13 protein-coding genes are annotated in these 12,521 nt (G+C 68.3%); 7 read left to right on the top strand and 6 right to left on the bottom strand.

Annotated elements, in window-relative coordinates:
• Positions 1-34: 34 nt before the first annotated feature.
• A complete protein-coding gene (locus OG300_RS26325; RefSeq protein WP_405485717.1) occupies positions 35-634 on the top strand; it encodes an NADPH-dependent FMN reductase in 600 nt (199 codons plus the stop codon).
• A 3-nt stretch (positions 635-637) separates the two neighbouring features.
• Here OG300_RS26325 and OG300_RS26330 read toward each other — a convergent pair whose 3' ends face one another.
• The gene (locus tag OG300_RS26330; RefSeq protein WP_405485718.1) at positions 638-1,807 is read right to left on the bottom strand and encodes a PucR family transcriptional regulator; all 1,170 of its coding nucleotides are present in this window, start codon (positions 1,805-1,807) and stop codon (positions 638-640) included.
• Positions 1,808-1,972: 165 nt separating this feature from the next.
• Between OG300_RS26330 and OG300_RS26335 the strand changes: the two genes are divergently transcribed.
• On the top strand, positions 1,973-3,763 hold the full coding sequence (locus OG300_RS26335; RefSeq protein WP_405485719.1) for an AMP-dependent synthetase/ligase: 1,791 nt from the start codon (positions 1,973-1,975) through the stop codon (positions 3,761-3,763).
• A complete protein-coding gene (locus OG300_RS26340) occupies positions 3,760-4,569 on the top strand; it encodes an alpha/beta fold hydrolase (protein WP_405485720.1) in 810 nt (269 codons plus the stop codon). Before OG300_RS26335 ends, OG300_RS26340 begins: the two co-directional genes overlap by 4 nt.
• 16 nt (positions 4,570-4,585) lie before the next feature.
• Here the strand turns inward: OG300_RS26340 and OG300_RS26345 are convergent, their stop codons facing one another.
• Positions 4,586-5,203, bottom strand: a complete 618-nt coding sequence (locus OG300_RS26345) for a TetR/AcrR family transcriptional regulator (protein WP_405485721.1) — start codon at positions 5,201-5,203, stop codon at positions 4,586-4,588.
• Between the two features lie 99 nt (positions 5,204-5,302).
• Between OG300_RS26345 and OG300_RS26350 the strand changes: the two genes are divergently transcribed.
• Entirely contained in the window at positions 5,303-6,907 is a 1,605-nt protein-coding gene (locus OG300_RS26350; RefSeq protein ID WP_405485722.1) for an FAD-binding protein, read from the top strand.
• Positions 6,908-6,911: 4 nt separating this feature from the next.
• On the opposite strand, the gene OG300_RS26355 is transcribed toward OG300_RS26350, so the two are convergent.
• Positions 6,912-7,733, bottom strand: coding sequence for an aldo/keto reductase (locus tag OG300_RS26355; RefSeq protein WP_405498682.1), 822 nt, complete (start codon positions 7,731-7,733; stop codon positions 6,912-6,914).
• A gap of 147 nt (positions 7,734-7,880) precedes the next feature.
• On the opposite strand from OG300_RS26355, the gene OG300_RS26360 reads away from it, so the two are divergent.
• Positions 7,881-8,591 (top strand): hypothetical protein, encoded by a 711-nt coding sequence (locus OG300_RS26360; RefSeq protein WP_405485723.1) that lies wholly within the window; start codon positions 7,881-7,883, stop codon positions 8,589-8,591.
• Positions 8,592-8,651: 60 nt separating this feature from the next.
• Here the strand turns inward: OG300_RS26360 and OG300_RS26365 are convergent, their stop codons facing one another.
• Together OG300_RS26365 and mca are read right to left on the bottom strand one after the other, a co-directional pair.
• Positions 8,652-8,942: a hypothetical protein gene (locus tag OG300_RS26365; RefSeq protein ID WP_405498683.1), complete on the bottom strand. Its 291-nt coding sequence runs from the start codon at positions 8,940-8,942 to the stop codon at positions 8,652-8,654.
• The gene (gene mca / locus OG300_RS26370) at positions 8,942-9,838 is read right to left on the bottom strand and encodes a mycothiol conjugate amidase Mca (protein WP_405498684.1); all 897 of its coding nucleotides are present in this window, start codon (positions 9,836-9,838) and stop codon (positions 8,942-8,944) included. The genes OG300_RS26365 and mca overlap by 1 nt, the downstream gene beginning before the upstream one ends.
• A gap of 155 nt (positions 9,839-9,993) precedes the next feature.
• On the opposite strand from mca, the gene OG300_RS26375 reads away from it, so the two are divergent.
• Together OG300_RS26375 and greA are read left to right on the top strand one after the other, a co-directional pair.
• Positions 9,994-10,410 carry a DUF4307 domain-containing protein gene (locus OG300_RS26375; RefSeq protein ID WP_405485724.1) on the top strand — a complete coding sequence of 139 codons (417 nt, stop codon included), beginning with the start codon at positions 9,994-9,996 and terminating at the stop codon, positions 10,408-10,410.
• Between the two features lie 244 nt (positions 10,411-10,654).
• Positions 10,655-11,146 carry a transcription elongation factor GreA gene (gene greA / locus OG300_RS26380; protein ID WP_405485725.1) on the top strand — a complete coding sequence of 164 codons (492 nt, stop codon included), beginning with the start codon at positions 10,655-10,657 and terminating at the stop codon, positions 11,144-11,146.
• A gap of 95 nt (positions 11,147-11,241) precedes the next feature.
• Here greA and OG300_RS26385 read toward each other — a convergent pair whose 3' ends face one another.
• On the bottom strand, positions 11,242-12,387 hold the full coding sequence (locus OG300_RS26385; protein ID WP_405485726.1) for a cystathionine gamma-synthase: 1,146 nt from the start codon (positions 12,385-12,387) through the stop codon (positions 11,242-11,244).
• Positions 12,388-12,521: the final 134 nt, after the last annotated feature.

Raw genomic sequence — 12,521 nt, forward strand, 5'->3', positions numbered from 1 at the left:
GACCCGCCAACCCGTCGCACCTAGATTCCTGGCAGTGACCAGCTACAAGATTCTCGCGATCTCCGGCAGCCTGCGCGCCGAATCCCACAACACCGCCCTGCTGCGCGCGGCCCAGCAGCTCGACACCGGCCTCGACATCGAGATCTACGACCGGCTGCGCTCCATCCCGCCCTACGATTTCGACTTCGACAGCCCGCAGCGCCGCCCCGCCATCGTGACCGACCTGCGCGACCGCATCACCGCCGCCGACGGCCTGCTCATCGCCACCCCCGAATTCAACTACTCGGTCCCCGGCGTGCTCAAGAACGCCCTCGACTGGGCGAGCACCGACTGGACCAGGACCGAGGGCGTCCCGCTCGCCCACAAGCCGATCGCCATCATGGGCGCGGCCCCCACCCAATTCGGTTCGGTCCGAGCACAACTCGCCCTGCGCCAGGTCTTCCTCTGGACCGAGAGCGACGTCGTCGTCAAGCCCGAGGTGATCACCTTCCGCTCACACGAACGCTTCGACGACGCGGGCAACCTCGCCGACGAGACCACCATCAGCCTGCTGACCGGCCTGCTCGCCGCCCTCAGCGCCAAGATCGACCGCGCCGCCCGCACCGAACCCGAAGCGGCGCTGGCGAACCGCTGACCGCTAGTCCGCGTCCGTCGATGCCGTCCGGGATCGACGGACGCGGCGGCGTTGCAGCGCCCACCAGACCTCCAGGGTGCGGCCGGGGTCGCTCAGCTCGACACCGGTCAACTGCTCGAAGCGACGCAAGCGGTAGCGAACACTGTTGGCGTGCAATCGCAGTTCCGCGGCGGTGAGATCCGCGCGCATGCCATTGCTCAGATAGTGTTCGACGGTATCGAGTAGCGCTGCGGCACTGTCACTTTCACCCAGCGGGGTGACATAGCGACGCATGATCTCGTCGCCGACCTCGGTATCGGCCAAGACCGCCGGCAGCAGGCCCAGATCGGACAGCTCGTGAACACCGTTGCGGCCGAACGCATCCGCGGTGATCATGGCGCGCGTGGCACGGCGGAAGGAAGGCTCGATGCGCTCCAGCGGGGCGGGTGAGCCCAGGCCCACGGCCGCCGGAATGTCACCGGTGGGCGCCATCTCGATGAAACCGGCGATGTCGCCGTCGATCACGGCCAGCAGGCCGCGCGGGCGCGCGCCGTCCGGCGCCGCTTCGAGCAGCCGCGCCAGGGTGGCGGCGGGCAGCGCGGCGGTCGGCCGGCCGCGCACCGCCCGGTACGGCACATCGGCGGCGAGGCCGTAGCGCTCGACCTGGATCCGGATCTCGGCCGGGCCGAGGGTGCCGAACAGGATGCCGCGCACCAGGTCCGCGCGCCGATGCTGGTCGTGGCGGGTCTGCTCGGCCTCGGCGATGCGATGACCGTGCGCCATGGCGACAATCGCCGCGTCGGTGATCGCCAGCAGATCCTGGCTCAGTGCGAGCAGTTCCCGATCCGGAACGCCCGAACGCTGGCCGACGGCAACCGTTTCCTCCAGGATCAGCCGAACCGCCATGCGCCAGCCGCGGAACATATCGGTGACCGGAACTCCCTGCCGCCCGCGCGCCTCACCGTGCGCGGTGAGCATGGCGAGTTCGGCGGCACCCAGTTCACGGCGTTCGACGATCGCCCGCAACAGCCGCTGGAAGGTGCTCTCGGCCTCCGGTACCAGCTGCGCCCGATCCAGGCGGCCATAGCTCGGGATCTCGCCACGCATCCGTTCGAGCACGGCCGGAAGCAGCTCGGTGTGCTCGGTCAGCACCAGTTCGAGCAGCTCGTCTCGGGGCGTCGGGACACGGGCCATGATGGTTGGACACTAGCGTCGATTTGTCGCCGTTGACAAATATGCCCAGTGGAACTTCGACACTCGCGCCATAGCCGCGGCCTTGTGTTCTCGGCCATCCTGGGTCAATGGCAACGTGGCCTGCCCACGCGCTTGGACTCGATGACAAACACGTGGGAGGAACAAGTGACGACGGCAACGACGCTGTGCGAGGCATTCCAGCGCACGGCGACCGTCCACCGCGACCGCGTCGCCCTGCGCACCGCGGACGGCTCCGTCGAATACACCTGGGGTGACTACGCCGCCCGGGTGCGATCCCTCACCGCCGGTCTGGCCGCCCACGGTGTCCGGAGGGGAGACACCGTCGCGCTGATGCTGACGAATCGACCGGAGTTCCATCTCGTCGACACCGCCGCCGTCCATCTCGGCGCGGCCCCGTACTCGGTGTACAACACCTTCACACCCGAACAGATCGCCGGAGTCTGCGCCAACTCCGGCGCACGCATCATGGTGACCGAGCAACGTTTCCTGCCGCAGATCCGGATCGCCCTGCCGCACACCATGATCGAGCAGATCGTGCTCGTCGATGCCGAGGCGGCCGACACCATCACCCTCGCGCGACTGGAAGCCGACGCGGATCCCGCCTTCGATTTCGACGCGGCCTGGCAGACCGTCACCGGCACCGACCTGCTCACCCTGGTCTACACCTCCGGCACCACCGGCCCACCCAAGGGCGTCGAGATCACCCATACCTCGCAGCTCGCCATGCTGCGCGCGCTCACCGAACTGGCTCGCGAATTCCCGGACTCCACCGCATGTTCGGTCTCGTTCCTGCCCACCGCGCACCTGGCCGAACGCTTCGGATTCCACTATTTCCCCATGCTGACCGGCACCACCGTCACCAGCGCGCCGGTCCTCGGTGAGGTCATGGACGTGCTGTCTCGGGTGCGGCCGACCTATTGGGGCAGCGTGCCGCGCCTGTGGGAGAAGGCCAAGTCGGGTATCGAGGCCCGCGTCGCCGCGAGCTCGCCGGTGCGGCGGCTGCTCTTCCAGCAAGCTCTGCACCTGTCGCTGCGCCGGGTACGCGCACGGCAGGCCGGAAGCGATCTGCACCCGGCGCTGATCGCCGCGCACCGGCTGGCGGATGCCGCTGTCTTCGCGCCGCTGCGCACGACGATGGGCCTGGACCGCTGCCGGTTCATCATGATCGGCGCCGCCCCCACCCCCGTGGGAGTACTGGAATTCTTTGCGGCACTGGGCATCCCACTCATCGAAGCGTTCGGCATGACCGAGTCCTCCGGCCTGGCCACCATCAACCATCCCCACCGCGCCCGCATCGGCACCGTCGGCACGGCGGTGCCCGGAGTGGAGCTGCGGCTCGCCGACGACGGTGAACTGCTGATCCGCGGCGCGGTGGTGATGCGCGGCTATCGTGGCGAACCCGAGAAGACCGCCGAGACCGTCGATTCCGACGGCTGGCTGCACACCGGCGATATCGCCGCCGTCAACACCGACGGGTATGTGCGGATCGTCGACCGCAAGAAGGAACTCATCATCAACGCCTCGGGAAAGAACATGTCCCCGGCGAATATCGAAGCGGCCCTGAAGAGTTCGCACGGGCTGATCGGTCAGGCGGTGGCGATCGGCGACGGCAGACCCTACAACGTCGCGTTGATCGTGCTGGATCCCGAAGCCGCCTCCGGATTCGCCCAGCGGCACGGCCTCTCGTCCGACATCGGCACGCTGGCCATGGATCCGCGGGTGCGCGCGACCGTCGCCGGCGCCGTGGATGCGGCCAACACCGGGCTGGCCCGGGTCGAACAGATCAAACGCTTCGCCCTGCTCGGCGACGAATGGCTGCCCGGCGGCGAAGAACTCACTCCCACCATGAAACTCAAACGCAAGCCGATCGCCGCCAAGTACGCCGAAACGATCGAGTCGCTCTACGACCGGGCCGAGGAAGGAGCATTGCAATGACCGCTTGGCACCGCATCGAACGAGGCGCGGGTCAACCCCTGGTGCTGCTGCACGGAGCGGGCGCGTCCGCCCGCTGCTGGCTGCCGGTACTGGATCGGCTGGCCACACATCGCCGCGTGATCGCTTTGGACCTGCCGGGTTTCGGTGACACCCCGCCGCCGGGCGGCATGGAGATCGACGCCGAATGGCTGGTGACCGAGCTCGCCGCCGAACTGCGCAGGCTCGGCCTGGACGGTCCCGTCGACCTGGTGGGGAATTCGCTCGGCGGCTTCATCGCGCTCGAGGCGGCCAGGCGGGGGCTGGCCCGATCCGTCGTCGCGCTGGCCCCGGCGGCACTGTGGCACAACGGAATGCCGAAACCCCTGCGCCGAATCTTCCTGACCGGACTGGCCGCCTCCGCACTCACCCGCACGCCCGCGCGGCACGCACTCGCCGTCACGGCGATCCGCCGCACGCTGCTGGATGTCGTCGTCGGCCACCCCGAGCGCATGACCGCCGCGGACGCCATCGCGATGGGCCGTGACCTGCACCGCTCGGGTCCCACCCTGCGCCGGTTGTTGCGCACCGCCGAGCACACGAGATTCACCGGCGGACAGTCGATCTCGGTCCCGGTCACCGTCGCCTTCGGCGATCTGGACCGGATGCTCCCCCACTCCACCAGCCAGGTCCGCGACGAACTGCCCGCACAGACCCGCTGGTTGACCCTGCCCGACTGCGGCCACGTGCCGATGTGGGACAACCCGGAGCTGATCGCCCGAACCATCCTCGAAGGCACCGCCGAACACGCGACCGAGGCCACCGCCTGAGTCGGACCGAGACCTACTACCGAGGGTCCCCGGAACGCCGCAATCGGTCCACCGCCGGGGCGACCCAGGTCTCCAGGTAGGCGCGCAGTTCCGCGCCGGTGCGGGGTGGGCGGCCCGGATCGATGACGAAGGACTGGGCGATGCGCAGGATGTGCTCGACAAGTTCGTCGAGCCGGTTGTCGTCGAATCCCGCTCGGGCCCAGTCGATGTCGAAGCGTTCGAGAATGGAGCGGCCCAGGGCGCGGGCCGGGTCGGAGGTGACGCCCGCCGAGTACACATTGGTGCGGCCGGGGGTGAGCAGCAGGCTGATGTACTTCTCGTTCGGGAGTTGTTCGAGGGTGTAGGCGATGCCCTCGACCACGGCTTCGGCCGGGTCGCGGATCGCGGTCAGGTGTTCGGCCAGCACGTCCAGGAAGTGTCCGGCGCGTTCCAGAGAGGTGGCGATGAGCAGCGCTTCGGCACTGGGGAAATAGCGGTAGACGGTCTGCCGGGTGACGCCGAGATCCCTTGCCACCTCGGCGATTCCGATGTCGGTGCCGGATCGGTCGAGGGCGCGGCGGGCCGCGGCCAGAATCCGCTGCACGGCTTCGGCGTCGTCGGCCGGAGCCGCTCCGGACCATCCGTGTGTGCGCATCGGTCGCCTTCCGCCCTTCCGCTCGTCGCGCCGCACACGATACCGGGCCACCCCACAGGGGCTTGACCATACACATATCTACTGATGTATGGTCTGCGCATGCAGACCTGGGATGCTTCGGCCGACGTCGTGGTGGCCGGATACGGCGGGGCGGGCGTGGCCGCGGCCCTCACCGCCCGCGCGGGCGGCGCCGACGTACTGGCCATCGACCGCTACCTCGGCGGCGGGGCGACCGCGCTGTCCGGCGGCATCGTGTACGCGGGCGGCGGCACCTGGGTGCAGCGCGCGGCGGGCGTCGAGGACGACACCGAGAACATGCTCGCCTACCTGCGCGCCGAGGTCGGCGATGCCGTCAGCGAACGCACCCTGCGGCAGTTCTGCGAGGAATCCGCGAGCATGATCGACTGGCTCACCTCGCACGGCGTCCCGTTCCAGCCGTCACTGTGCCCGTACAAGACGTCCTACCCCACCGACGACTACTACCTGTACTACTCCGGCAGCGAAAACTCCGGCGGCTACCGGGAATTGGCGACACCGCGGCAGCGCGGGCACCGGGCGCACGGGCGCGGCGTCTCCGGCAAGAAGCTGTTCGGTCCGCTCGCCGCGTCCGCCGCGAAGCACGGTGTGCGAGTCGAAACCGGCACCAGGGCAACGAAGCTCGTCATCGAGGACGGCCGGGTCGTCGGCATCGAGGCGATCACCCTGCGGGACGCCCCGGCGGCGGTCCGGCGGCGCTTCGCCGCGCTCGCCCGGATCTCCGCGAAACCCGGTGTGTACCACCAGGGTCTGCGCCGCGCGGTGCAGGCGCTGCTCGATCGCATCGAGCGACGACACGGCACCCCGATCCGCATCGAGGCTCGCTCCGGTGTCATCCTCACCACCGGTGGATTCATCGCCAACGGCGAGATGGTCGCCCGGCACGCCCCCACCTACCCCTGGCGCGAAGGCCTGCCGCTGGGCACCGCCGGAGACGACGGCAGCGGCATCACCATGGCCGTCGCGGCGGGCGCGGACACCGGCAAGATGGACGCCATCTCCACCTGGCGGTTCATCGCACCGCCCAGCGCCTTCTTCGGCAGCCTCGCCGTGAATGCCCAGGGGCAGCGCATGATCGACGAATCCCGCTACGGTGCGACGCTGGGCGCGGCCATCGCCGAAACCCCCGGCAACCGCGCCTGGCTGCTGATCGACATCGAGCTCGAACGCGAGGCGCGACGCCAGCTCGGGCCGCAGTCGGTGTGGTTCCAGCGCATGCAGGCCGAACGACTGCTGCGGCTCGGCCGCACCTCCGGCGGCTCGGTGGAAGAGGTGGCCAGGCGCGCGGGCATCGACCCGGTCGCACTGCGCCGAACGGTGGACGCCCACAATGACGCCATCGACGCCGACCTCCCCGACCCGATGGGCAAACCGGCCGATATCCGCCGCCCGATCCGCACGGGACCCTTTGCGCTGCTGGACATCTCGTTCAAGGCGCACCTCACCTACCCGACCCCGATGCTCACCCTCGGCGGCCTGCTGGTCGACGAGGACACCGGGGCGGTGCGCACCACCGACGGCGGCACCATCCCCGGCCTGTTCGCCGCGGGCCGGGCCGCGGTGGGCATCTGCTCGAACTCGTACGTGAGCGGCCTGTCGCTGGCCGACTGCGTGCACTCCGGCAGGCGCGCGGGCACGCACAGCATCCAGCGCGCCCACACCGCCTGAGCGGTCAGCCGACGAAGTTGAAGGTCTCCGGGTCCGGTCCGATGCGGCCGCCGGGACCGTCCAACGCGGTGATCGACGCGACGTCACCATCGGTCAGCTCGAAATCGAAAACGTCGATGTTCTCGGCGATCCGGGACGGCGTCACCGACTTCGGGATGACGATATTGCCCAGCTGAAGATGCCAGCGCAGCACGATTTGCGCGGGCGTCTTGCCGTACTTCTCGGCCAGCTGCACCAAAACCGGTTCGGCGAGCAGGCTTCCGCCCTGGCCGAGCGGACTCCACGCCTCGACCGCGACACCGAGGGAGGTCGCGAGCTCACGCATCTCCCGCTGCGAGAAATACGGGTGCAGCTCGATCTGGTTGAGCACCGGCACGATATCGCTCTCGGCGACCAGCCGCCGCAGCGTTTCGGGAGTGAAGTTGGAGACGCCGATCGCCTTGGCGCGGCCGTCGGCGTAGATCTTCTCGAACGCGCGGTAGGTGTCGAGGTAGCGATCCAGCGCGGGCGTCGGCCAGTGGATCAGATACAGATCCACGAAGTCGGTGCCGAGCCGCTCGAGGCTCTCGTCGAAGGCGCGCAGGGTCGCGTCGTAGCCCTGATCGGAGTTCCACAGCTTGGTGGTGATGAACACCTCGTCACGCGGCAGCCCCGAGTCCCGGACGGCACGGCCCACGCCGCTCTCGTTGCCGTAGATGCGCGCGGTGTCGATATGCCGGTAACCGGTCTGCAGGGCGGTGCTCACCGCGCTGTACGCCTGCTCGTCCTCGACCTGCCAGACACCGAAGCCGAGCTGGGGAATGACGCTGCCGTTGTTGAGGGTGATCTCCTGCAAGGCCCTGCCTCTCGGGGTAGATGAAACCGACGTTTCGTACTCGAATCGTCAGCAACGACCAACCCGACGGTATTCCGCCCGACCCCGGATAGGCGGGAACCCCGCGAGCCGCGCGCGGGACACCGGCATGATGGGCAGGTGCTTCCCACCGACCAACTGGCTCAGGCGGATCGCCGCCCCGCCGTGATCGACACCCCGCTCGGCATCGTCGGGTTCGCCGTGACGATCGGCACCGAGACGCTACCGGCCGGACCGAATACCGTGTGGCTCTTGCCCAATGGGTCGCGGCTACTGCGCTGGCGGCACCCGAGCGCCACCGTGAACCTGCTGATCGGCAGCATCGACGTACCCGCCTGGGACGGCGGCGCGCCCGTGCCGATGTGGGCGGCCATCTGGCAGGTCGAGGCACAGACGGCGGTCCCCCGGCTCACCATCGCGGCCGACGTCACCGATCTGCCCGCCGACGCGCACGCGGGCCCGGACCCCGGTGAATGCCTCGCCGCCCTGAGCATCGAGAACGACCGCTTCATGGTGTCCGTCGGCGGCGCGGACGACGAACTGCTCGCCATGCAGGCCGCCGACGGCCGCCTGATGCCGCCCGGCTGGGCACACCAGCTGCCCACCTTCGAAAACGACGCCGACTCCGAATACGGTGTGCACTACGAGGATCCGGCCCACATCGCCTGGCACCTACCGGCCCTGGCCACCAACGAGGTGGCCCGCCTGTGCATCGCCACCGCCTGGTGCCCCCAGGACGAGGACCGCCCCGCCGCCTGGTTCGCCGTCGACATCCCCCTCGACACCGCCTACCACCACCTCACCTACAGCCCGCCCGGTAAGCAGGCGTAAAGCATTCGAGCGCACACCGTTTCGCATGGTGTGCGCTCGAAGATGAAGCGGGACAACAACTCAGGTGTTGCCGTTGCTGGCTTCCGGCTTGCGAGTGGCGTCTTCCTCGCGAGCGGCGTCTTCCTCGCGGGTGGTGATGCCCGGCTCGGTGCCGTCATCGGCCTCCTGATCCGGCTCCGGATGCTCCGGGGAGAAATTCGCGGGCAGACCCTTGATGTGCTTGTTCATGCTCCGCACCAGCAGCACGGTCCCGGCCAGCAGCACCAGGATGATGACCAGGCCCAGCGGCGAGGCCTTACCGAATTCGGGGCCGGTGGGCGAATTGGTGGACTGCGCCAGCAGCGTCAGCATCATCGGTCGGCGTCCTTGGTGTCAGCAGCCTCGGTGTCGGTGTCATCGATGCCCGCGAACAGATCGGTTTCCGGGATAGCGGTCTTGACCCGGGTCTTGGCGAGCTCGAATTCCTCGGTGGGCCACAGCCGCTGCTGCAATTCGATCGGGATCGCGAAGAAAGCGCCATTGGGATCGATCTGGGTGGCGTGCGCGCGCAGGGCGTCATCACGCTGCGGGAAATACTTGGCGCACTCCACCTGGGTGGTGACCCGGCCCATGATGTCGCCGCGCTCAGCGGCGTACTTGCGCATCCGGTCCATCCACTCCTGCATGGGGAACGGCTCACCGTTGCGCTCGTATTCGCCGGCGAAGGCTTCCAGGCGGGTGAGGCTGAAACCGTGGTTGTAGTACAGCTTCAGCGGTGTCCACGGCTCGCCCGCATCCGGGAACCGCTCCGGATCACCGGCGGCCTCGTAGGCCGCGACCGACACCTTGTGGCACATGATGTGGTCGGGATGCGGGTACCCGCCCATCTCGTCATAGGTGGTGATGACGTGCGGCCGGAACTCGCGGACCACGCGCACCAGCGCCTCGGTGGCCTCCTCCAGGGGCACCAGCGCAAAGCTGCCCTCGGGCAGCGGCGGCAGCGGATCCCCTTCCGGCAGACCGGAATCCATGAAACCGAGCCAGGTCTGACGCACACCCAGCGCATCGGCGGCGGCAGCCATCTCCTCGCGGCGGACCTCGGTGATGCGGTCCTTGACCCCGGGGGTGTCCATGGCGGGATTCAGGATGTCGCCGCGTTCCCCGCCGGTCAGCGTGACGACCAGCACGTCGTCGCCTTCGGCGGCATAGCGGGCGGTCGTCGCCGCGCCCTTGCTGGATTCGTCATCGGGATGGGCGTGCACCGCCATGAGGCGAAGACCACTCACTTCTCGTTCACCTCAACGATCACGTTTTTCACCTCGTAGCTCTAAGCCGAGTCCAGGCACTGGCGTCAGATATGCATTCCCTATAGTTCCATCCGATCGATGTTTGTTCCGACCTACCCCCCGGGAGCGTCTCCGCCATGAGTGAAAGACCGGCCGACCGCTACGGAGACAAGCCGCGGCAGAATCGCCGCTGGCTCCCGTACGCACTGGGCCTGGTCGTCGTTCTGGCCGGTCTCGGCGTCGCGTACCTGGGCTACAAGACCTACGGACCGCAGGCCATCGAACCCGATCGCGTCGGATACACCATCGTCGACGACTCCAACACCAGCGTGGATTTCAAAGTGACACGCAAAAATCCGGGCACCCCGGTCGTCTGCTTCGTGCGCGCCATGGACGGCGACACCGACGAGGTCGGCCGCCGCGAGGTCCTCGTCCCCGGATCCGACAGCGGCACCGTCCTCGTGACGACCACGATCAAGACCAGTCGCCGGGCCGGTGCGGGCAATGTCTACGGCTGCTCCGACAAGGTGCCGGCCTACCTCCGAGCAGGGTGAAAAGTCCGTTAAGCGACCCGCTTTGACGCTTCTACCTGCGCCTTTCTGAATCGTGCTAAAATGGCGCGATACACGGTTCCGGAGTTCGGAGCCGTGTTTGCTGCATTGACGGCCGGCGCTGTCGGGACTCTCCCCAGGGATCGCTCTGGCTGTCCCCTGTTGTTGTGTCCATCTCCGGATGGGTACTCGCAGCAGGTTCAGGGAATCCCGGCTTGCCGGGGACAACTACTAGGGAGTGATCGAGATGACCGAGACCGTGACTTGGCTGACCCCGGAGGCGCACGAGAGGCTCACGAGTGAGCTCGGCGTACTCATCGCCAACCGTCCCGTCATCGCGGCCGAAATCAACGAACGCCGTGAAGAAGGCGACCTCAAGGAGAACGGCGGCTATCACGCGGCGCGCGAGGAGCAGGGCCAGCAGGAGGCGCGGATCCGCCAGCTGCAGGAACTGCTGAACAACGCCAAGGTGGGCGTCGCCCCGACCAAGTCCGGAGTGGCGCTGCCCGGCTCCGTCGTCAAGGTCTACTACGACGGCGACGAGTCCGACACCGAGACCTTCCTCATCGCCACCCGCGAAGAGGGCCTCAGCAGCGACAACCTCGAAACCTACTCGCCCAGCTCGCCGCTGGGTCGCGCGCTCATCGACTCCAAGGTCGGCGAGACCCGCGAATACACGCTGCCCAACGGCAACGTCATGAAGGTGACTCTCGTCTCCGCGGAGCCGTACCACAGCTGATGCGCCGGGACCGCCCGGACCGGGGACCCCGAATTCGACTGCGAATACACCAAGCGCCGCACCAGATTCTGGTGCGGCGCTTCGTGTTTCACTGATCAGGCGAGGGCGCGCTCGATATCGGCGAGCAGGTCGCTGATGTCCTCGATGCCGACCGACAGGCGGACCAGGTCGGCGGGCACCTCCAGCGCCGAACCGGCGGTGGAGGCGTGCGTCATCGCGCCCGGGTGCTCGATGAGCGACTCGACGCCGCCCAGCGACTCGGCCAGGGTGAAGATCTTGGTCTTGGCGCAGAAGTCCAGCGCCGCTTCCTTACCGCCGTGCACGCGCACCGAGATCATGCCGCCGAAACGACGCATCTGCTTCTGCGCGGTGGTGTGGCCCGGGTGCTCGGGCAGGCCCGGGTAGATGACCTGCGCGATCTTCGGGTGGTTGGACAGGAACTCGGCGATGGTCTCGGCGTTGTCGCAGTGCCGATCCATCCGCAGCGCGAGGGTCTTGATGCCGCGCAGCGTCAGGAACGCGTCGGTCGGACCGGGGACCGCGCCCGCGCCGTTCTGCAGGAACGCGAACTTGACGTCCAGCTCCTGATCGTTGGTGATCAGCGCGCCACCGACCACGTCGGAGTGCCCGCCCAGGTACTTGGTGGTCGAGTGCAGCACGATGTCCGCGCCCAGCAGCAGCGGCTGCTGCAGGTACGGGGAGGCGAAGGTGTTGTCCACGACCAGCTTCGCGCCACCCGCGTGCGCCACATCCGCGATCCCGGCGATATCGCCGATGTTCAGCAGCGGATTGGTCGGCGTCTCGACCCACACCAGCTTGGTGTTGGGCCGCATGGCCGCGGCGACCGCGTCCACATCCGAGACCGGGGCCACCGAGTACTCGATCCCCCACTGGGTGAAGACCTTGTCGATCAGCCGGAAGGTGCCGCCGTAGGCGTCGTTCGGGATCACCAGGTGATCGCCGGGACGCAGCAGCGAGCGCAGCGCACAGTCGGTCGCCGCCATGCCCGAGGCGAAAGCCCGTCCGTAGGTGCCCGATTCCAGCGCCGCCAGGTTCGCTTCCAGGGCGGTGCGGGTCGGGTTACCGGTGCGCGCGTACTCGTAGCCGCCGCGCATCCCGCCGACGCCATCCTGGGCGAAGGTCGAACTGGCATAGATCGGCACGTTCACCGCACCGGTCTGAGGGTCCGGATCGAACCCGGCGTGCACCGCCCGTGTGGAGAAACCCAGCTGATCGCTCATACCCCACAGCCTAGGGACGCCACGAATTCGCCCCCGCCCCGGGGCCGGATCGCACCCGGTCAGCGTGTCGAAACGCACTGCGCGAAACTCTGGACCCGAAACCGTCCGGCTGCGGCGCGGCGTTGTCGGCGCGC

It is taken from the genome of Nocardia sp. NBC_00511 (assembly GCF_045161165.1).
Classification (GTDB): Bacteria; Actinomycetota; Actinomycetes; order Mycobacteriales; family Mycobacteriaceae; genus Nocardia.

Bases quoted from the DNA above. Each gene is read 5' to 3' on its own strand.
- OG300_RS26340 (WP_405485720.1), top strand. From the start codon at position 3,760: ATGACCGCTTGGCACCGCATCGAACGAGGCGCGGGTCAACCCCTGGTG.
- OG300_RS26350 (WP_405485722.1), top strand. From the start codon at position 5,303: ATGCAGACCTGGGATGCTTCGGCCGACGTCGTGGTGGCCGGATACGGC.
- OG300_RS26365 (WP_405498683.1), bottom strand. From the start codon at position 8,942: ATGCTGACGCTGCTGGCGCAGTCCACCAATTCGCCCACCGGCCCCGAA.
- greA (WP_405485725.1), top strand. From the start codon at position 10,655: ATGACCGAGACCGTGACTTGGCTGACCCCGGAGGCGCACGAGAGGCTC.
- OG300_RS26330 (WP_405485718.1), bottom strand. From the start codon at position 1,807: ATGGCCCGTGTCCCGACGCCCCGAGACGAGCTGCTCGAACTGGTGCTG.
- OG300_RS26345 (WP_405485721.1), bottom strand. From the start codon at position 5,203: ATGCGCACACACGGATGGTCCGGAGCGGCTCCGGCCGACGACGCCGAA.
- mca (WP_405498684.1), bottom strand. From the start codon at position 9,838: ATGGCGGTGCACGCCCATCCCGATGACGAATCCAGCAAGGGCGCGGCG.
- OG300_RS26375 (WP_405485724.1), top strand. From the start codon at position 9,994: ATGAGTGAAAGACCGGCCGACCGCTACGGAGACAAGCCGCGGCAGAAT.
- OG300_RS26385 (WP_405485726.1), bottom strand. From the start codon at position 12,387: ATGAGCGATCAGCTGGGTTTCTCCACACGGGCGGTGCACGCCGGGTTC.